The organism is Ruegeria sp. AF7 (assembly GCF_056541885.1).
In genome coordinates this window covers 662,467-681,580 of record NZ_JBQFYX010000001.1, presented here as the reverse complement: position 1 = coordinate 681,580, position 19,114 = coordinate 662,467, and the positions used below count along the sequence as shown (strand labels likewise).

18 protein-coding genes are annotated in these 19,114 nt (G+C 58.1%); 16 read left to right on the top strand and 2 right to left on the bottom strand.

Annotation, left to right across the window (positions count from 1 at the left end; all coding sequences use genetic code 11):
* Window positions 1-76: 76 nt before the first annotated feature.
* From ACR0AP_RS03450 to ACR0AP_RS03410, 9 genes are all read left to right on the top strand, one after another.
* Entirely contained in the window at window positions 77-955 is an 879-nt protein-coding gene (locus ACR0AP_RS03450) for a lysophospholipid acyltransferase family protein (RefSeq protein ID WP_480505305.1), read from the top strand.
* 8 nt (window positions 956-963) lie between these two features.
* Window positions 964-1,773 carry a glutamate racemase gene (gene murI, locus ACR0AP_RS03445; protein ID WP_480505303.1) on the top strand — a complete coding sequence of 270 codons (810 nt, stop codon included), beginning with the start codon at window positions 964-966 and terminating at the stop codon, window positions 1,771-1,773.
* Window positions 1,774-1,867: 94 nt separating this feature from the next.
* Window positions 1,868-2,896 carry an N-acetyl-gamma-glutamyl-phosphate reductase gene (gene argC, locus ACR0AP_RS03440; protein ID WP_480505301.1) on the top strand — a complete coding sequence of 343 codons (1,029 nt, stop codon included), beginning with the start codon at window positions 1,868-1,870 and terminating at the stop codon, window positions 2,894-2,896.
* Between the two features lie 7 nt (window positions 2,897-2,903).
* On the top strand, window positions 2,904-3,350 hold the full coding sequence (gene ccmE / locus ACR0AP_RS03435) for a cytochrome c maturation protein CcmE (protein ID WP_209504023.1): 447 nt from the start codon (window positions 2,904-2,906) through the stop codon (window positions 3,348-3,350).
* Window positions 3,351-3,466: 116 nt separating this feature from the next.
* Entirely contained in the window at window positions 3,467-4,078 is a 612-nt protein-coding gene (locus tag ACR0AP_RS03430; RefSeq protein WP_480505299.1) for a holin-associated N-acetylmuramidase, read from the top strand.
* The gene (locus ACR0AP_RS03425; RefSeq protein ID WP_480505297.1) at window positions 4,069-4,647 is read left to right on the top strand and encodes a holin family protein; all 579 of its coding nucleotides are present in this window, start codon (window positions 4,069-4,071) and stop codon (window positions 4,645-4,647) included. Before ACR0AP_RS03430 ends, ACR0AP_RS03425 begins: the two co-directional genes overlap by 10 nt.
* Before the next feature lie 75 nt (window positions 4,648-4,722).
* On the top strand, window positions 4,723-6,687 hold the full coding sequence (locus ACR0AP_RS03420) for a heme lyase CcmF/NrfE family subunit (RefSeq protein WP_480505295.1): 1,965 nt from the start codon (window positions 4,723-4,725) through the stop codon (window positions 6,685-6,687).
* Window positions 6,684-7,139: a cytochrome c-type biogenesis protein gene (locus tag ACR0AP_RS03415; protein ID WP_480505293.1), complete on the top strand. Its 456-nt coding sequence runs from the start codon at window positions 6,684-6,686 to the stop codon at window positions 7,137-7,139. The genes ACR0AP_RS03420 and ACR0AP_RS03415 overlap by 4 nt, the downstream gene beginning before the upstream one ends.
* Window positions 7,140-7,215: 76 nt before the next feature.
* Window positions 7,216-7,992: an enoyl-CoA hydratase-related protein gene (locus ACR0AP_RS03410; RefSeq protein ID WP_480505292.1), complete on the top strand. Its 777-nt coding sequence runs from the start codon at window positions 7,216-7,218 to the stop codon at window positions 7,990-7,992.
* Between the two features lie 6 nt (window positions 7,993-7,998).
* On the opposite strand, the gene bmt is transcribed toward ACR0AP_RS03410, so the two are convergent.
* Window positions 7,999-9,012 carry a betaine--homocysteine S-methyltransferase gene (gene bmt / locus ACR0AP_RS03405; protein ID WP_480505291.1) on the bottom strand — a complete coding sequence of 338 codons (1,014 nt, stop codon included), beginning with the start codon at window positions 9,010-9,012 and terminating at the stop codon, window positions 7,999-8,001.
* A gap of 124 nt (window positions 9,013-9,136) precedes the next feature.
* On the bottom strand, window positions 9,137-9,457 hold the full coding sequence (locus ACR0AP_RS03400; protein WP_267364605.1) for a DUF1476 domain-containing protein: 321 nt from the start codon (window positions 9,455-9,457) through the stop codon (window positions 9,137-9,139).
* Between the two features lie 186 nt (window positions 9,458-9,643).
* On the opposite strand from ACR0AP_RS03400, the gene purC reads away from it, so the two are divergent.
* The 7 genes from purC to ACR0AP_RS03365 all read left to right on the top strand — a co-directional run bounded on the left by purC (window position 9,644) and on the right by ACR0AP_RS03365 (window position 19,102).
* The gene (gene purC / locus ACR0AP_RS03395) at window positions 9,644-10,399 is read left to right on the top strand and encodes a phosphoribosylaminoimidazolesuccinocarboxamide synthase (protein WP_209504015.1); all 756 of its coding nucleotides are present in this window, start codon (window positions 9,644-9,646) and stop codon (window positions 10,397-10,399) included.
* A gap of 285 nt (window positions 10,400-10,684) precedes the next feature.
* On the top strand, window positions 10,685-10,915 hold the full coding sequence (gene purS, locus ACR0AP_RS03390) for a phosphoribosylformylglycinamidine synthase subunit PurS (RefSeq protein WP_480485730.1): 231 nt from the start codon (window positions 10,685-10,687) through the stop codon (window positions 10,913-10,915).
* Window positions 10,916-10,918: 3 nt separating this feature from the next.
* Window positions 10,919-11,962, top strand: coding sequence for a zinc-dependent alcohol dehydrogenase family protein (locus ACR0AP_RS03385; RefSeq protein WP_480505289.1), 1,044 nt, complete (start codon window positions 10,919-10,921; stop codon window positions 11,960-11,962).
* A gap of 11 nt (window positions 11,963-11,973) precedes the next feature.
* The gene (purQ, locus tag ACR0AP_RS03380) at window positions 11,974-12,642 is read left to right on the top strand and encodes a phosphoribosylformylglycinamidine synthase subunit PurQ (protein WP_480505287.1); all 669 of its coding nucleotides are present in this window, start codon (window positions 11,974-11,976) and stop codon (window positions 12,640-12,642) included.
* 69 nt (window positions 12,643-12,711) lie between these two features.
* Window positions 12,712-14,457, top strand: coding sequence for a sensor histidine kinase (locus ACR0AP_RS03375; protein WP_480505286.1), 1,746 nt, complete (start codon window positions 12,712-12,714; stop codon window positions 14,455-14,457).
* A gap of 12 nt (window positions 14,458-14,469) precedes the next feature.
* Window positions 14,470-15,804 (top strand): sigma-54-dependent transcriptional regulator, encoded by a 1,335-nt coding sequence (locus ACR0AP_RS03370; RefSeq protein ID WP_480476731.1) that lies wholly within the window; start codon window positions 14,470-14,472, stop codon window positions 15,802-15,804.
* Between the two features lie 502 nt (window positions 15,805-16,306).
* Window positions 16,307-19,102, top strand: coding sequence for an Rne/Rng family ribonuclease (locus tag ACR0AP_RS03365; RefSeq protein WP_480505284.1), 2,796 nt, complete (start codon window positions 16,307-16,309; stop codon window positions 19,100-19,102).
* Window positions 19,103-19,114: the final 12 nt, after the last annotated feature.

Here is a 19,114-nt window from a genome sequence, read left to right as displayed (position 1 = left end):
CGTCACAAGCGTGTCACGATAGCTAGGCAAAATTGTTACTTGCACTTATTTTGCAGGCAGCAAACCGGAGACCCATATGCCTTCTCGTCGTCATGCCGTTCGCGACATTTCCTACGCGCATTCCGCCGATACTAAAGGCGGGCGGATGGTTATCAAGCTGATGGAGAACACCACAGGCCGTATGCGCCTGATCAAACGTGCGGACGGGTACGAGAAAGACGTTGCCAATGGGCGCGACTTTTGGGCCGTGATGGTTGAACGTTATGGGCTGACACTGGACGTGGCAGGAGGATCGCTTTCGAATATTCCGAAAGACGGTCCTCTGATCCTGATTGCCAATCATCCCTACGGAATTCTGGATGGCCTGATGATGGGACATATCCTGTCCGAGACACGGGGTGATTTCCGCATTCTGGCCCATCGGGTGTTTCGCAAGGCCGAAGACCTGAATCGCATCATTCTGCCAATTTCGTTTGATGAAACGAAAGAGGCGATGCAGCTGAACCTTGAGACCCGCAAAACCGCACTCACATATCTGGGCGAAGGCGGGGCGATCGGCATTTTTCCCGGCGGGACGGTCAGCACCGGGGTTAAGCCGTTTTCCCACCCCATGGATCCGGGTTGGCGCGGGTTTACCGCGCGGATGGTGGCAAAATCTAATGCCAAAGTTGTTCCGGTTTTCTTTGATGGCCACACGTCTCGTCTGTTTCAGATCGCCAGCCATCTGCACAGTACTTTGCGGATGGGCCTGCTGATCAAAGAGTTCAAGAAACGCGTTGATACACCGGTGAAGGTCGTAGTCGGAGAGCCGATCAGGCGCGACATTCTGGACCCGCTCAGCAAGGATACGCGCAAGATGATGGATTTCCTGCGCAAAGCCACGTATGAGCTGTCTCCAACGCCGTTGAAGTCTTATGATTACGGCTATGAGTTTGAGGAACGGCATCGCGCCTGAGTGATCTAATGGCAGTAGGTATCTTTGATTCCGGTTTGGGCGGTCTGACCGTCCTGAGTGCCGCACAGCAACGTCTGCCGGACGTTGATTTCCTGTATTTTGCAGACAGTGCACACGCGCCATACGGTGTGCGTGATGCCGAGGATATCTATCAGCTGACCCGCAAGGCGGTTCAGGATCTGTGGTCGCGTGGCTGCAATCTGGTGATTCTGGCCTGCAACACGGCCAGCGCCGCAGCGTTGCGGCGCATGCAGGAAGAGGGCGTGCCCAGCGGCAAACGCGTTCTTGGCGTTTTTGTCCCGTTGATCGAAGCGCTGACCGAACGGCAATGGGGTGACAATTCTCCGCCGCGCGAAGTGGCCGTCAAACATGTGGCATTGTTTGCAACGCCTGCCACGGTATCCAGTCGGGCTTTTCAGCGTGAATTGGCCTTTCGGGCCATCGGTGTGGATGTCGAGGCACAGGCCTGTGGCGGCGTTGTGGATGCCATAGAAGATGGCGACATGATCCTGGCCGAAGCCTTGGTGCGCAGCCATGTGGATGCGCTCAAGCGCAAAATGCCGGAACCTCAGGCCGCTATTCTGGGCTGCACGCATTACCCGTTGATGGCCGAAGCATTTCAGGCGGCGTTGGGTGAAGATGTGCAGGTTTACAGCCAGGGTGCGCTTGTTGCTGACAGTCTGGCAGATTACCTGCAACGTCACCCCACCATGTTGGGCGACGGCCCAAGTGGTTTCCTGACAACAGGCAAACCCAATGTTGTCAGCGACCGGGCGACGCAGTTCCTCCGACGACAAATCACGTTCCAGGCTGCCTGACTTAGGTCAAGGACGCAGCCGCTCTGCTTCCCTTATTTCAAGGCCGTCGCATCGGCGGTCGAGACATGTGACACTCAAGTGAAAGAGGTCTGACATGACCCACAAAATCGCAATTCTGGGCGCTTCGGGCTATACTGGCGCTGAACTGGTGCGGCTGATCGCCGAGCACCCGAACATGGATATCGTCGCGCTGGCCGCCGAACGTAAGGCTGGCATGACCATGGCGCAGGTCTTCCCGCATCTGCGCCACATGGATCTGCCGGATCTGTGCAAAATCTCCGAGATCGACTTTGCGCAGGTCGACCTGTGTTTTTGCGCCTTGCCGCACAAAACCAGTCAGGAAGTGATCCGGGACTTGCCGAAAGACCTGAAAATCATTGACCTGTCCGCAGACTTCCGGCTGGCAGACCCCGACGAGTACGAAAAATGGTACGGTAATCCGCATATCGCGCTAAAACAGCAGGAAGAGGCGATTTATGGTCTCACCGAGTTCTACCGCGAAGACATCAAGACGGCACGGCTTGTTGCGGGTACCGGGTGCAATGCGGCGACCGGGCAATATGTTCTGCGGCCACTGATATCTGCCGGGGTCATTGATCTGGACGATATCGTTCTTGATCTGAAATGCGCCGTATCAGGGGCAGGGCGGTCACTGAAGGAAAACCTGCTGCACGCTGAACTGAGTGAAGGCAGCAATGCCTATTCCGTCGGTGGGACACACAGGCATCTTGGCGAGTTCGATCAGGAGTTTTCGAAACTTGCCGGTCGGGCTGTGCATGTGCAGTTCACGCCCCACCTTATCCCTGCAAACAGGGGTATTCTGGCCACAACCTATGTGAAGGGTGACCCGCACAGCATCTACGAAACGCTTGCCAAAGCCTATGCGGATGAGCCGTTCATCCAGATGCTGCCGATGGGTGAGACCCCTTCGACCCACCATGTGCGGGGGTCGAATTTCTGTCACATCGGTGTTGTGGCCGATCGGATTGAGCGGCGCGCAATTGTGATTGCGGCGCTGGACAACCTGACAAAAGGTAGCAGTGGGCAAGCCTTGCAGAACGCGAACCTGATGTTAGGTGAAGATGAAACTCTGGGCCTGATGATGGCCCCGCTTTTCCCGTGAGGATGGTATGAAAACGCTCAAGAAACGTCGGCGTGTACAAGTCATTCTGGTGGCAGTTGTTGCCTTGGTGGCGGCAACTGCGTTGATTGGTTGGGCATTGCAGGACGGGATCAACTTTTTCCGCTCGCCCAGCGAGGTGATTGCAGAGCCGCCGAAACCGACCGAAGTGTTTCGGATTGGCGGCTTGGTCGAAGAAGGCTCGATCATCCGCGGACAGGGCGAAACCATCCGTTTTGTTGTAACGGATGGCGGCGAAAGCGTTCCGGTCTCGTTCACAGGTGTTCTACCTGACCTTTTCTCGGAAAATCAGGGAATGATCGGCACGGGAAGTTACGTGAACGGCGTCTTTGAAGCGACTGAAATTCTTGCCAAACATGATGAGACCTACATGCCGAAAGAGGTCATGGACGCTCTGAAAGAGCAAGGTGTCTACAAAGGCGCGGAAGAAAGCTGAAGCCGTTTGAATCTGTTACGGAGCGTTGCGTGCATGGTGCATGCAGCGCTCCGTTTCGTTTTAAATCATTAATATCTGTCGGAAACGGTGTGGCCACCTAACGTTACGAGGGTGGTATGCAAACGGTTCGGCAAATTGCCAAAGAGATTGTGGCCCGTGAAGGGGGCTTTGTTGATGACCCCGACGATCCGGGCGGGGCAACCAAGTTCGGGGTCACGATTCACACCCTGCGCAGGCTGGGTTTGGATCTGACTGGCGACGGCCGGGTTGACGAGGCGGATGTGCGCGCATTGTCCCCTCGGCAAGCGGTCGACATCTTTGTGCAGCACTATTTCGACAAGCCGCACATTGCGGAGCTTCCCGAAACCCTGCATGCTTCGGTTTTCGACATGTATGTGAATGCGGGTGCGCAGGCGGTCAAGATCCTTCAGCGGCTGCTACAGGAAATGGGGTTTAACGTCACCACCGACGGCGTGATAGGCCCGCAAACCGTGGCGGCCTGCCAAAGCGCGGCGCAGCCAGAGCCCGACGTCCTGCGCGACGCCTACGGGATTGCGCGGCGAAACTACTATTTTCGCCTTGCTGATCGACGGCCTGCATCCAGAAAATACGCGCGCAACCGTTCAGGCGGCAAAGGTGGCTGGATAATACGGGCCGAAGAGTTTCTTTCGCCGCGTTATCATCTTTCGGACAGCGAATTTACCAGAAGGATCGCGGCATGGGGCTGATTTCAGGTGTGCTGGCGCTTTTGTTTGGTAACGGGCGCAACGTCTTACAGGAAACCGCAGAACTCTATCGTGAAAACACCGAAGCAAGCGCAGTACGCGCCAATGAGATTCAAACTCAGGCCATGTTACAGTTTGGCTCTGAATTTCAGGCACCTCAAAAGGGGCTGTTTGACCGTGTCATGGACGGCGTGAACAGGTTACCGCGCCCGGCGCTGGCATTGGGAACGCTTGGCTTGTTTGTTGCCGCCATGGTCGACCCAATATGGTTTGCCGCACGGATGCAGGGCATAGCCTTGGTCCCAGAACCGCTGTGGTGGTTGCTGGGCGTGATCGTATCGTTTTACTTTGGCGCGCGCCACCAAAGTAAAATGCAGGATTTTCAGCGGGATATCCGCTCAACCATGACGCAACTGCCAACGGTCATGAGCAATATTGAGGCCTTGCGCACGATGCAGAGCGACAGCCCGGGAGTTGCTGATCCCGGCCCGGATTCTGTGCTGAACAGCGATGTCATACGTCCCGAGGAAAACCAGGCGCTGAACGATTGGCGAAAGCTTCGCGGTATCTGACCCGCGACACTTTGTGCGTGCAGAACAAGCTAAAGGTCATGGCCCCCGGTTCCGCACCGGCGTATATTCCGGGGCATGATTACAGAGCTTGGCCACTTCACCCTGATCCTCGCGTTCTTTGTCGCAATTGTGCAAAGCGTTGTTCCCCTGATCGGCGCCTCAAAACGCTGGGCCGGCTGGATGGGCTTTGCAGAGCCCGCCGCGATCGTCCAGTTCCTGCTGACAGCGTTTGCATTTGGTGCATTGATCTGGGCGTTTGTAACGTCTGACTTCTCCCTCAGGATTGTGGTCGAGAATAGCCACACAGCAAAGCCGATGCTGTACAAGATCAGTGGAACATGGGGCAACCACGAAGGATCTATGCTGCTGTGGGTGCTGATCGTCACCCTGTTTGGTGCGATGGCGGCCTTCTTTGGTGGTGGCTTGCCACCGACACTCAAAGCCCGTGTTCTGGCCGTTCAATCGGCTATTGCCGTGGCGTTTTTCGGTTTTATCCTGTTCACGTCGAACCCGTTTGACCGGCTTGCCATCGCGCCGTTTGACGGGCGCGACCTGAACCCGCTGCTGCAGGATCCCGGGTTGGCCTTCCATCCGCCGTTTCTGTACCTCGGCTATGTCGGGCTGAGCATGGCTTTCAGCTTTGCGATTGCGGCCCTGATCGAAGGGCGTATCGATGCAGCATGGGGCCGGTGGGTACGCCCCTGGACGCTGGCGGCATGGGTTTTCCTGACTATCGGTATCGCGCTGGGGTCCTGGTGGGCTTATTACGAACTGGGCTGGGGCGGTTTCTGGTTCTGGGACCCGGTGGAAAACGCATCCTTCATGCCCTGGCTGCTAGCGGCGGCGCTGTTGCACTCGGCAATTGTCGTGGAAAAGCGCGAAGCATTGAAAAGCTGGACCATTCTGCTGGCAATTATTGCGTTTGGATTTTCCCTGATCGGCACGTTTATCGTGCGTTCAGGTCTGCTGACCTCGGTACATGCTTTTGCCAATGATCCTGAACGCGGTGTGTTCATCCTGATCATTCTGGTCTTCTTCATCGGTGGCGCGCTTACCTTGTTTGCCGCGCGGGCGCAGGCGATGGAGGCCAAGGGCGTTTTTGGCATGGTCAGCCGCGAAAGCGCGCTGATCGTGAACAATGTCCTTCTTGCGGTCAGTTGTTTCGTTGTCTTTGTCGGGACGATGTGGCCGATGGTGGCCGAGATGATGTTCGACCGCAAACTCTCGGTCGGGGCGCCGTTTTTCAACGCGGCCTTTTCACCGTTCATGGTTTTGCTGGGTCTGATCCTGCCGATCGGGGCCATGCTGCCGTGGAAACGCGGTCGGTTGGGCAAAACGGCCTGGTCCCTGCGCTATGCCTTTGGTCTGGCGCTGGCGATTGCGTTGTTGGTTTGGGCAATGCAGACCGGTCGCAGCGCGCTAGGGCCCGTAGGCCTGTTTCTGGGGGCATGGATCACTTTCGGTGCCGCCATTGATTTGTGGAGCCGGACAGGCCGCAATGGCAGCTTCAAACGTCTGATCCGACTTCCGGGCGCCGATTGGGGTAAGGCAGTTGCCCATACCGGTCTTGGGGTGACGATCTTTGCGATTGCCGGTCTGACCGCGTGGGAGGCGGAAGATATCCGTGTGGCGCAACTGAACCAGCCCTTCGAAGTGGGTCAGTTTACACTGACATTGCAGGACGTGCGACGGGTTCAGGGGCCGAACTATTTTTCAACCACGGCTGATGTTCTGGTCGAAAAGGGCGGTCCCGTCATCGGAACGCTGCATCCCGAGAAGCGGGATTATCCCGTTGCACGCATGCCGACGACCGAGGCCGCGATTGACTATCGTTTTCTTGGTGATCTTTACGTCGTCATCGGGGATCAGCAGGCAGATGGTGGCTGGGTCATGCGCACCTATATCAAGCCTTTGGCGAACTGGATTTGGGGTGGTTGTATCCTGATGGCGCTCGGTGGTGTCCTCAGCCTGAGCGACAGGCGGTTCCGTGTCGCCGCAGGTGCGCGCAAATCACCCGCTGGCGGAGTACCCGCAGAATGAAACGCCTTGTATTGATCCTGCTGCTGCTGGCAGCGCCGGTGTTTGCGGTACAACCTGACGAAGTTCTGGACGACCCTGTTCTGGAGCAGCGGGCGCGCGACCTGAGTGTTGGGTTGCGATGCCTGGTGTGTCGCAATGAAAGCATTGACGAAAGCAACGCTGAACTGGCACGCGATCTGCGCTTGCTTTTGCGTGAACGCCTGGTTGCGGGTGACAGCGACGAAGAGGCTGTCGCGTTTATCGTTGACCGCTACGGCGAATATGTCTTGCTCAAGCCCACCACCAGCGGTTCGAATCTGCTGTTGTGGCTTGCCGGGCCAATCATGTTGCTGATCGCTGCCGCAGTCGGGTTGAACTTTCTTCGCACACGCGCTAGGGCGCAGGTTTCAGATGAAACCGAAGCTCTAAGCGCGGAAGAACAGGAACGCCTTCGCCAGATTCTTGAAGACTGACGTTTGGTTCTGCTTTTCCCATCCTGCCCGGACAAGTAAATGTGCTGAAACACGTGGCGCGAGGGGAAAAGTCTTCATGAATTACGAAACGGTTCTATTGGACATATCGGGCGGTCTGGCGGTTCTAACCCTGAACAGGCCGGACAAGATGAACGCGCTGACCACTCGGATGCGGGCAGAGATTACCCACGCGATGAAAGACGCCGCGGTTAAAGCGCGCTGTATCGTTATCACCGGGGCAGGGCCGGCGTTTTGTTCCGGGCAGGATCTGGGCGATGCATCATCAACTGGCAAGATCGATCTGGAACGGTCATTGCGCGACGAATACGAGCCGATGCTGGAAACCATCCACAGCTGTCCGGTTCCGACGATTGCAGCTGTGAACGGACCTGCTGCGGGGGCAGGGGCCAATCTTGCACTGTGTGCGGATGTGGTTATTGCAACTGAGAGTGCGTATTTCCTACAGGCCTTTGCACGTATCGGCTTGCTGCCCGATGCCGGGGGCACCTGGTTCATGCCGCGCCAGATGGGCTTGGCCAAAGCGATGGGGGCCGCCTTGTTTGCTGACAAGATCAGCGCCCGGCAGGCCGAAGAATGGGGTATGATCTGGGAAGCTGTGCCCGATGATGCGTTTGCCGCACATTGGCATAAAAGGGCAGAATATCTGGCCAAAGGTCCAACTGCGGCCTATGGCGCGATCAAACGAGCCATTCGCGGGACGTACGAAAACACATTGCAGCAGCAGCTTGCAACCGAGGCGCATCTTCAAGGTGAATGTGGCCGGTCGCGAGATTTTGCTGAAGGCGTGGTGGCGTTCATGGAAAAACGCCCTCCGAAATTCGAAGGGCGTTGATAAGCGTTAGGCGCGGCGGCGGCGACGCGTGCGGCGTTCGGGGCCCGCGTCGTCCTCGGTTCCGTCCGAAGCCGACGAAAACGGACCCAGTGCCTCGGTGATCTGATCCAGTGTCGGGCGCTCGCCGCGCGAAGTGGTATCCAGCGCTTCGCGCATTTTGCGCAGATGATCGGGCATGGTGCCGCAGCACCCGCCGATGATTGTGGCGCCCGAATCTCGCGCCATGGCAGCATACCGACCCATCAGTTCGGGTGTCCCGTCATAGTGGATATGGCCATCCACGTATTTCGGAATGCCCGCATTGCCCTTTGAGATCAGCGGGCGCTCGGTGCCTTGCGCAGCAAAACCCAGAACCGTGCGCAGGATATCCGACGCGCCGGTACCACAATTGGCCCCAAAAGCGATCGGTGGGTTTGGCAAGGTTTCAACCAAAAGCGCAAGATCGGCCGAGGTGACACCCATCATTGTGCGCCCGGCCGTGTCAAAGCTCATCGTGCCGCACCAGGGCATGTCGGCCAGCGCAAAGGCCTCGGCTGCCGCGCGGAACTCCTCGGGCGCGCTGATGGTTTCTACCCAAAGAACGTCAACCCCGCCCGCTTTCAAAGCCTCGGCCTGTTCATGGAACATTTCAACCGCTTCGGAATGCGACAGGCTGCCGACCGGCTCCATAATCTCGCCGGTGGGTCCAACAGATCCTGCCACGACTACAGGGCGCCCGGCTTTGTCTGCGACTTCACGTCCAAGTTCTGCGCCGATACGGTTCAGCTCGCCCACGCGGTTCTGCGCATCATGCAGTTTCAGACGCGCCGCAGTGCCTCCAAACGTATTGGTCAGAAACAGGTCGCTGCCCGCATCGACTGACCCCTGATACAGCGCCCTGATCTTGTCTGGAGCATCCACGTTCCACAGCTCAGGCGCATCACCTGATTGCAGACCCATGTTAAATAAGTTGGTCCCCGTTGCACCGTCCGCAAGGATGGTGTCTTTGGTGTCCAGAAGTTTGCTCAGCGCGTTTGTCATAGGGTTATTCCAGAAAAAGCGTATAAACGCTGCAAAAAAACAGAGACGCCCCATGTCTCATGACCAGGGCGTCAAATCAAATTCATAAAACTCATGAAGATCATGAGTTTTGCATTTCAGGCAATCAATGCTCGCCTTCCGCCATCACCTGTTCTTTGGCCTCAACCAGAAGCTCGGCCATTTTCGAACGGATCGTGGCTTCGTCCGCAAGATCACCCAGGTAGGCTTTGACTGCCTCGACAACATCGTCCTCGCCGACATGCTGCAGGTCGGTATGAACCAGTTCCTGTCCGTATTTCCGTGCCTGTTCAACAGTTTCGCCCTTCAGCGCGGACGCCCAGACAGCCATAAAGCGGTTGCGGCGCATCCGTGCGATGAACTGCATCTTTTCGTCATGGGCGAATTTGCTTTCAAACGCGGCTTCACGTTCGTCGAATGTGGTCATTGGTTGGGGACCCCTTGGATTACCGTTTCTCACTGATGATATGACAATAGGACACCCCGGGTGCAAGGTATTTGCGCTGCGTCAAAGGCCCTCGGGGCAGCGAACTTGCGGGAACGCAGGGCTTGCACTATGAGGACGCCAACGTGAAGGGACTCATTCCCTTTCGCCAGTCTGGAAAGGTCGCTTATGGCGCGTCGCAAGAAAATCTACGAAGGCAAGGCCAAAATTCTGTATGAAGGCCCCGAGCCGGGCACCATCGTACAGTATTTCAAGGATGACGCCACCGCATTCAACGCCGAGAAGAAGGACGTGATTGACGGTAAAGGCGTGCTGAACAACCGTTTGTCCGAGTTCTTCATGACCGGGCTGACCCAGATTGGCATTCCGAACCACTTCATCCGGCGCCTGAATATGCGCGAACAACTGGTGCGCAATTGCGAGATCATTCCGCTGGAAGTGATCGTGCGCAATTACGCGGCGGGTTCGATGTCGAAACGTCTTGGCATTGCCGAAGGGACGCAATTGCCTCGTCCGATCGTTGAATATTGCTTCAAGGATGATGCTTTGGGCGATCCTCTTGTCACCGAGGAACACATCGCCGCGTTTGGCTGGGCCAGCCAGCAGGACATGGACGACATCCTCAGCCTTGCGCTGCGCGTGAACGATTTCCTGAGCGGCGTGATGCTGGCGGTGGGAATCCGTCTGGTTGACTTCAAGATTGAAATTGGACGCGTGTTTGAAGGCGACTATCAGCGGCTGGTTGTTGCGGACGAAATCAGCCCGGACAGCTGCCGCCTGTGGGATATCAAGACCGGTCAGAAACTGGACAAGGATGTATTCCGCCGCGATCTGGGCAGCCTGACAGATGCCTATTCCGAGGTCGCCCGAAGGCTGGGTGTGCTGCCTGCCAGCAATGTCACCAAGCCGACGCTGATCAACTAAACACTCCTTCTCAGCAGCGCCGCCCCCTCAGGGCGGCGTTTTGCCTTTGCCAAGTTGTTGGCCGAGCAGGGTGTTTGCGTGTGGCCGGGTCGTTTGATCAGATGACTATTCCGAAGTTTCCAGCTGCTGCGCCAACAAAACTACTCAGGTCCAACTGACGGCGCAGGATCGTCACTCGCCTGCGGCAAACTGCGTTTGAAACAGGGTTGTCGAAACCCATCAGGCGCGCTATCCCCCGCGCAACGAAATGGGCCTTGTATGCGGCCCACAGGTGGAGTTGCCAAAATGAAAGCACGGGTTCATGTGATGCTCAAGAACGGGGTGCTGGACCCGCAGGGCGAAGCAGTACGGCACGCATTGGGTGCTATGGGCTTTGATCAGGTCGAAGGCGTGCGCCAAGGCAAAGTCATCGATCTTGAGCTTGCCGATGGCGCGACCGAGGCAGACGTGACCGAGATGTGCGAGAAGCTTTTGGCCAACACCGTCATCGAACGCTACGAGATCGAACTGGCCTGATTGATGCGGGCCGCGCGTCTGATCACCTATCGTCAACCGCTTGAGGTGTCGACGATCCCCGACCCGGTTCCCGCCGAAGACGGTGTTGTGGTGCGGGTGCTGGCCTGCGGCGTGTGCCGGTCCGACTGGCACGCCTGGTCGGGCTCAGACCCCGACGTTGTCCTGCCCATGACACCCGGTCACGAGTTTTGCGGCGAGGTGGTCTCGGTCGGAACGCGCGTCGCACGGTGGCGTGTCGGGGACCGGGTGATTGCGCCCTTCATCCTAGCCTGTGGGCATTGTCCGGACTGCGCGCAGGGTCATCAGACAATCTGTCCTAACCAGGTCGTACCCGGCTTTACCTGTGACGGGGCTTTTGCTGAATATGTTGCCGTCGCTCATGCCGATGCCAACCTGACATCCTTGCCCGACAGCATCGCGCCTGAAATCGCCGCCGCATTGGGGTGCCGCGTAACCACGGCGTGGCAGGCGCTTGTTGGCCGGGCGCAGGTGCGGGGTGGTGAGTGGATTGCTGTCTTTGGCGGCGGCGGTGTCGGAATATCAACGCTTCTTCTGGGCAAGGCGCTTGGCGCGTGTGTAATCGTTGTCGATATCGCCGAAGACAAGCTGGCCTATGCCAAAACTCTGGGCGCCGATGCGGTGATCAACGCCGCGACATGTGATGCCCCACAGGCGGTGAAGGACATCACCGGTGGCGGTGCCGATGTTGCGATCGAGGCACTTGGCGTCCAAGCCACGACCGTTTCCGCCATGCGATCCCTGCGTAAAATGGGCCGCATGGTGCAAATCGGAATGCCCGCGGGGGACCATGTGCAGATGTCGCTGCCGATGGATGTGCTCTATTCTGGTCAGCTCTCCGTGTTTGGCACCCGTGGAATGCCAAGCTGGCGCTATCCATCGCTGTTGTCCCTGATCACCGGTCAAGGGGTCGACCTGAGCCCGCTGGTGACCCGGAAAATAACCCTGAACCAGGTAAGCGCCGAGCTTGCCGCTTTTGACCATCCAACGCCTCCGGGTGTTGCGGTTGTCACAGATTTTGTCTCGTAGGAGGGCCCGCCATGCGCGCAGCCGTAATCGTATTCCCCGGATCCAACTGTGACCGAGATCTTGCCGTCGCCTTTGAGCAGGCCGGTTTTCAGGTCGATATGGTCTGGCACAAAGACGCGGCTTTGCCCGAAGGTATTGATATCGTGGGTGTTCCCGGCGGGTTCTCTTACGGAGATTACCTGCGTTGCGGCGCAATCGCGGCGCAATCGCCGATTTGCAAGGCCGTGGTCGAACACACGCAACGTGGCGGTTATGCCGTTGGAATTTGCAACGGTTTTCAAGTTCTGACGGAAACCGGCATCCTGCCGGGCGCGTTGCTGCGCAATGCCGGGCTGAAATATATCTGCAAGACCGTCGGCCTGAAGGTCGAAACCAGCGACAGCGCGTTTACCAGCGGTTACAACGCAGGCGATGTGATCGGTATTCCGATAGCGCACCACGATGGCAATTATTTTGCGGATGACACGACACTGGCCGCTTTGAAGGATCAGGACCGGATCGCGTTCACCTATGCCGAAAACCCGAACGGCTCGGTCGGGGATATCGCCGGGATCCTGTCGGAAAACCGCCGCGTGCTTGGAATGATGCCGCACCCCGAACGCGCAGCGGATCAGGGTCATGGCGGCACAGACGGGGTGGCGTTGTTCCGCGCATTGTCAGGTGTGTTTGAAGCGGCGTGACTTGAGGTCTCGCCCGCCGGGGCTTAACCTTTCACCATGAACCCCGAAGTTCGATCTGGCTGGTCAAATATGTTGAAACCGTTTCGTGGTGCACCGCTGGGCTGGCGGTTGCGGCTGGCGGTTCTTGTTCTGCTGGTCGCGACAATTGCAACGGTATGGATCACGAACCGACTGTTGACCGACAGGTTCACCGAATCCACGCGCAACCGGGCGGAACTACGGCTGACTCTGTATTCGGGCAACTTGCTGAGTGAGTTGCGCCGCAACTCGATTGTTCCGCAATTGCTTGCCCGCGACCCGACGTTGATTTCGGCATTGCAGTCAGGCGATTACACCCTTTCGACACAGCGCCTTATTTCATTCGTGGAAGAGATCGGCGCGGCCTCACTGGTTTTGCTGGACAGCGACGGGCGCACAGTTGCCGCGACCGACCGGAACAGGTTGGGTGAAGGGCATCGAAACACGCCTTATTTTGTGGATGCGATCCGCTCGAACGCAACGATATTTTCCGTTATCCCCAAGGACGCAGGCGGATACAGCTTTGTGTATTCGCGCCGGTTGGAGAACGGGGCCGAGTTTCTGGGGGTAATCGTCGTCGAGGTTGACCTGCAAAAGTTCGAACGCGCTTGGGCCGGTATCTCGGATGCAGTGATGGTTACCGACAGCGCCGGCAACATCATTCTGTCTACGGAACCCCGGTGGCGCGGGCTGGATGAGAACACGGCGATGTTGCGCCAGCCTCCACAAGGTGCGATCCAGCGCGCCATCCGCGCTACAACCGATTGGACCGCGCTGCCGCCTGATGCCTATCTTCAGGGCGAAGCGGTAATGCGGATCGAAACGCGTATTCCGTTCCGCGGCTGGCAGATGACGTCGTTCACGACCTATGCCTCGATCCGGGAAAAGGTGAACAGCGTTCTGGCGCTCGAAATCATGGGGTTTGCGATTCTTCTCGCGCTTGCGTTCTATGCGTTGAGCCGCCGTGCCACGTTGCGCATGACCCTGTTCCAGCGCGAGTCGGCAGAGCTTCGCGCATTGAACGCACGGCTACAGCGGGAAATCGCTGAACGTGAACGGGTTGAAAAGACGCTGGATTTGGCGGAACAGACGCTTGCGCAAAGCTCGAAACTGGCCGCCCTGGGCGAGATGTCGGCCGCGGTCAGTCACGAGTTGAACCAGCCACTGGCGGCAATGAAAACCTATCTGGCCGGGGCCCGCCTGTTGCTGCGCCGCAACCGCCCGGAAGAGGCCCTTGCCAGCTTTGGTCGCATCGATGGTCTGATCGAACGGATGGGCGCAATTACCCGGCAGCTGAAGTCTTATGCACGCAAGGGGGCAGATGCGTTTTCACCAGTAAATCTTGGTGAAGCGCTGGCCTCGTCCCTGTCGATGATGGAGCCGCAATTGCGTCAGCGACACGTGAAGATTACGCAGATCGTACCAGAGGAACCCGTGATCGTGATGGGGGACCGAATGCGCATCGAACAGGTCATGGTCAACCTCTTGCGAAACGCACTGGACGCCACCAAATCAGTGGCGGAGCCGGATGTGGAAATCATCCTGGCAGCGGGTGACACGGCCGTGCTGACCGTACGCGACAACGGGCACGGAATCGAGGATATCGAAAACTTGTTCGAGCCGTTCTACACGACCAAACAGCCCGGCGACGGTGTTGGTCTGGGGCTTGCCATCTCGTCAGGGATCGTGAACGACCATGGGGGACGGTTGACTGCGCGCAACGGCCAATATGGCGGTGCGGTGTTTGAAATGCAGTTGCCTGCACTGGGAAGCGACGGCCTTGAAGCCGCGGAATAACGAGGAATGACTATGGCACAAGCCATGAAAATTGCCATTGTTGACGATGAACAGGACATGCGCCAATCGATCAGCCAGTGGCTCGCTTTGTCCGGCTATGACACGGAAACCTTCGCCAGCGCGGAAGATGCGCTCAAGGTGTTGGGTCCGGATTATCCGGGGATAGTGATTTCGGACATCAAGATGCCCGGAATGGACGGCATTCAGCTTCTCAAAAAGCTGATGGGCGCTGACAGCACCTTGCCCGTGATCATGATCACCGGTCACGGCGATGTTCCGATGGCTGTCGAGGCGATGCGTGTCGGTGCATTCGATTTCCTTGAAAAACCCTTCAACCCCGACCGCATGTCTGAACTGGCCAAACGGGCCAGCAATGCGCGGCGTCTGACGCTGGACAACCGCGCGCTGCGCCGGGAATTGTCCGGCGGCACCCAGATCATGAACAAACTGATCGGTGCCAGCCCGGTTATGGAACGCCTGCGCGAGGATATCCTCGATCTGGGCCAGGCGGATGGCCATGTGCTGATCGACGGAGAGACAGGGACCGGAAAGACGCTTGTCGCACACGCCCTGCATGCGGTTGGAAGCCGTGCCGGCAAGAAATTCGTGCTGGTGTCCTGCGCGGCGCACGAGGAAGACGCGTTGGCCAAACGTCTGTTTGGGCCGATGATGCCTGAAGACGCCCAATTGCCCGCCATCGAAGAGGCGCGGGGCGGAACGCTGGTTCTGGAAGATGTCGAAGCGCTCAACGATTCCCTGCAAGCCAAGCTGCTCAGCGTGATGAACGAGCAGGGCACGCCGGCCGAGACACGCATCGTAGCGATCTCGAACCTGCAAGAGGCGGGAAAAACCTCCGAAGATGTCTTACGGCCGGACCTGTTCTACCGACTGGCCGCCTTGCGCATCACCATGCCGCCCCTGCGCCAGAGGGGCGAGGATATTCTGACCCTGTTTACCCGTCTGAGCGAGCAGTTCGCCGAAGAATACGGCTGCGATGCGCCTCAGGTAAGCGCTCAGGAAGCCGCGCAGCTGTTGCAGGCACCCTGGCCGGGGAACGTGCGCCAGTTGATCAACATTGCCGAACGCGCGGTGCTGCAATCGCGCCGTGGGTCCGGAACGATCGCCTCGCTGTTGATGTCGGATCACGAGGAAATGCAGCCGGTCATGACCACTGAAGGCAAGCCGCTGAAGGAATATGTCGAAGCCTTTGAACGGATGCTGATCGATAACACTATGCGGCGGCACAAAGGCTCAATCGCGTCTGTGATGGATGAGCTGTGCCTGCCGCGCCGGACGCTGAATGAAAAGATGGCCAAATACGGCCTCCAGCGGTCGGACTATCTGTAAACTTTGTGGCGGGGGCTCTGCCCCCGTCGCCTTTGGCGACTCCCCCGGGATATTTTTGGCCAGATGAAGGCGATCCCGCACGCCGTCGCAGGGGCGGTGCAGTTTGCCCATTGTCTTTTCCACAGGACTGCTTTTATTGTGTCCGGACGGGCCGGGCCAGTTTTGTGTCCATAAGCCCCGAATCATTGAGTTTCGCTGCTTTGCTGATGGTGATGACGGATTGTTCGCCGCAAAGCAGACCGATTGTGCCTCATTTGGGGCAATGTAGTACCTGAGTCCGACATGTCGGGCGAAAGGAATAATGGGCAGGCTGCGGCTAACGCGCCTGTCGGAGAAGAACCGCGATGACGCGCGCGCAACGATTGAGTGACCGGGCAGGGGGCCACAGCGCCAGACCCTGCCGCGCGCCGTCCAATATCGCCCTGACAAGACACCTCCCCAAATGTGCCTGTCCACCTGGACGGGTCAGGATAACGCGTTTGGCGCGGTGCACCAAGGACACATGGCTAAGAAAATGCTTATCGATGCCACCCACGCGGAGGAAACCCGCGTCGTGGTGGTCGACGGAAACAAGGTCGAGGAGTTCGATTTTGAATCCGAAAACAAGCGCCAGCTTGCTGGCAACATCTATCTTGCAAAAGTAACACGGGTTGAGCCGTCGCTTCAGGCGGCCTTTGTGGATTATGGCGGGAACCGGCACGGCTTCCTGGCGTTTTCGGAAATTCACCCGGACTATTACCAGATCCCCATCGCCGACCGTGAGGCGCTGATGGAGGAAGAGCGCGCTTATGCCGAGGCCATGAAGGCGCGGGATGAGGCCGACGAAGGCAAGCCGAAGAAGCGGCGTTCGCGCTCCCGATCGAAGGCCGCGGATCTTAAATCGGACGATCTGGTCGAAACGATGGAAGTTTCGACCGAGCCGACCGGTATGGAAACCATCGACCTTGACGACAGAGACGATGCCGACATGGAGGTGCCCGAAGGGACATCGCCAATGGAAGTCGTCGCTGAAACACCTGTTGAGGAGCCTGAGGACAACGAAGCGTCGGAAGCTGTGTCAGATGACACTGCAGGGGAAACGGCTTCGGAAGACGAGGCTGAGGTTGAAACGGTTGAGGCTTCGCAAGACGACGCAGCAGGGGATTCTGATGACCCGGCGGACGCTTCAAGCGCTGATGATGGCGATGACGCATCTGAATCGTCTGAGGATGACCAGGACGCAGAAGATGGCGACGCGGATGAAGAACACGCTGACGCAGCCGCGAAAGATGACACGATTGAAACCGTGGCCGAGGAAGATGACAGCGAGGACATCCGCCCTCCACGCAAGCCACGCCCGCGCCGGTACAAGATTCAGGAAGTGATCAAAGTGCGCCAGGTGTTGCTGGTGCAGGTCGTCAAGGAAGAGCGCGGCAACAAGGGGGCAGCCCTGACGACATATCTGTCGCTGGCCGGTCGCTATTGTGTTCTGATGCCAAACACCGCGCGTGGCGGTGGGATCAGCCGCAAGATCACCAACGCGGTTGACCGCAAGAAACTGAAAGAAATCGCCGCGGATATTGATGTGCCCACGGGGGCAGGTTTGATTATCCGGACTGCGGGCGCCAAGCGCACCAAATCGGAAATCAAGCGCGACTATGAATACCTGCAACGCCTGTGGGAGCAGATCCGGGCATTGACCCTGGAATCCATCGCACCTGCGAAGATTTATGAAGAAGGGGATCTGATCAAACGGTCGATCCGGGACCTTTATAACCGCGATATCGATGAGGTTCTGGTCGAGGGCGAGGGCGGATACCGCATCGCCAAAGACTTCATGAAGATGATCATGCCGTCGCACGCCAAGAATGTGAAACGGTACGAGGACGCGCTGCCGCTGTTTGCACGCTATCAGGTGGAAAGCTATCTGGCGGGGATGTTCAACCCGACTGTTCAGCTGAAATCTGGCGGGTATATCGTGATCGGCGTGACCGAAGCGCTGGTGGCGATCGACGTGAACTCGGGCCGGGCCACGAAAGAAGGCTCGATCGAGGAAACGGCGCTGAAAACCAACCTGGAGGCTGCGGAAGAAGTGGCCCGCCAGTTGCGTCTGCGTGACCTTGCCGGTCTGATTGTCATCGATTTCATCGATATGGACGAGCGCAAGAACAATGCGTCCGTTGAAAAGCGTCTGAAGGACAAGTTGAAAACCGACCGTGCCCGCATTCAGGTCGGCCGGATTTCAGGTTTTGGCCTGCTCGAGATGAGCCGTCAGAGGCTGCGCCCCGGTATGATCGAGGCGACCACGCAGCCATGCCCGGCATGCCACGGCACCGGCCTGATCCGTTCGGACGACAACATGGCACTGTCGATCCTGCGTCAGATCGAAGAGGAAGGCACCCGCCGCCGCTCACGCGAGGTTCTGGTGCGCTGCCCGGTCAGTATCGCGAATTTCCTGATGAACCAGAAGCGCGAGCATATTGCACAGATCGAATCGCGCTATGGCCTGTCTGTACGGATCGAAGGCGATGTGCATCTGGTCAGCCCGGATTTCTCGATGGAGAAATTCAAGACCGCCAGCCGCATTGTTCCCGAAGCGACAGCACCTGTCGTGTCGGTCGATGCCTCGCTGATGGATCTGGTCGATTCTTCGGACGAGGAAGAAACCGAAGAGGATATCGCGCCGACCGAAGATGACACCAAACCCAAGCGCAAGCGCCGCCGTCGTCGTCGCAAGAAGGGCGGGGGCAATGGTGACGCGCCGGAACAGGGCGCGGATGACGGTGAAGGGGCAGAGCAGGAGGATGCCGCAGGCGAATCCGCTGAAACCGAAACCGCTGTCGAGGCAACCGAAGCCGAAGCGGCGGAAGAGGAAAAACCCTCCAAGCCCAAACGCAAGCGCGCTCCGCGCCGTCGTAAGAAAGATGCGGTGGCAGAAGAGGCTTCGGAACAGACAGAAGCAATTGATGCCGATACCGGGGCTGATGCACCGGTGGTAGTTGAAGAGGCGGCCTCAGACGCTGAATCCGAGCCTGCCGAGGCGACTGTCGCCGAGCAAAGCGAAGCCGCTGAGACTGCTGACGCTGAGCCGGAAGCAACAGAGGTGGCCGAGCAGACTGAGGAAGTCGCGCAAGCTGAAGCGGTCGTTGCGGTGGAAGAACCTGAAATTCAATCTGCCGATGAGCCGGTCGAAGACGCGCCCGTGGAAGAAACACCCGTGGCAGCAGAACCTGAACCGGTGCTTGAAACTGTGGCAGATGAACCTGAGCCAGAATCCGACAGGCCCAAACGGCGCGGATGGTGGTCGTTGGGCAACTGATGAAAGGGCGGG

Coding starts and splice junctions, on each gene's coding strand:
- ACR0AP_RS03385 (WP_480505289.1), top strand. CDS start 10,919: ATGCGGGCCGCGCGTCTGATCACCTATCGTCAACCGCTTGAGGTGTCG.
- ACR0AP_RS03425 (WP_480505297.1), top strand. CDS start 4,069: ATGGGGCTGATTTCAGGTGTGCTGGCGCTTTTGTTTGGTAACGGGCGC.
- ACR0AP_RS03450 (WP_480505305.1), top strand. CDS start 77: ATGCCTTCTCGTCGTCATGCCGTTCGCGACATTTCCTACGCGCATTCC.
- ACR0AP_RS03370 (WP_480476731.1), top strand. CDS start 14,470: ATGGCACAAGCCATGAAAATTGCCATTGTTGACGATGAACAGGACATG.
- purQ (WP_480505287.1), top strand. CDS start 11,974: ATGCGCGCAGCCGTAATCGTATTCCCCGGATCCAACTGTGACCGAGAT.
- purS (WP_480485730.1), top strand. CDS start 10,685: ATGAAAGCACGGGTTCATGTGATGCTCAAGAACGGGGTGCTGGACCCG.
- ACR0AP_RS03430 (WP_480505299.1), top strand. CDS start 3,467: ATGCAAACGGTTCGGCAAATTGCCAAAGAGATTGTGGCCCGTGAAGGG.
- purC (WP_209504015.1), top strand. CDS start 9,644: ATGGCGCGTCGCAAGAAAATCTACGAAGGCAAGGCCAAAATTCTGTAT.
- ACR0AP_RS03420 (WP_480505295.1), top strand. CDS start 4,723: ATGATTACAGAGCTTGGCCACTTCACCCTGATCCTCGCGTTCTTTGTC.
- murI (WP_480505303.1), top strand. CDS start 964: ATGGCAGTAGGTATCTTTGATTCCGGTTTGGGCGGTCTGACCGTCCTG.
- ACR0AP_RS03375 (WP_480505286.1), top strand. CDS start 12,712: ATGTTGAAACCGTTTCGTGGTGCACCGCTGGGCTGGCGGTTGCGGCTG.
- ACR0AP_RS03410 (WP_480505292.1), top strand. CDS start 7,216: ATGAATTACGAAACGGTTCTATTGGACATATCGGGCGGTCTGGCGGTT.
- ACR0AP_RS03415 (WP_480505293.1), top strand. CDS start 6,684: ATGAAACGCCTTGTATTGATCCTGCTGCTGCTGGCAGCGCCGGTGTTT.
- ACR0AP_RS03400 (WP_267364605.1), bottom strand. CDS start 9,457: ATGACCACATTCGACGAACGTGAAGCCGCGTTTGAAAGCAAATTCGCC.
- ccmE (WP_209504023.1), top strand. CDS start 2,904: ATGAAAACGCTCAAGAAACGTCGGCGTGTACAAGTCATTCTGGTGGCA.
- argC (WP_480505301.1), top strand. CDS start 1,868: ATGACCCACAAAATCGCAATTCTGGGCGCTTCGGGCTATACTGGCGCT.
- bmt (WP_480505291.1), bottom strand. CDS start 9,012: ATGACAAACGCGCTGAGCAAACTTCTGGACACCAAAGACACCATCCTT.
- ACR0AP_RS03365 (WP_480505284.1), top strand. CDS start 16,307: ATGGCTAAGAAAATGCTTATCGATGCCACCCACGCGGAGGAAACCCGC.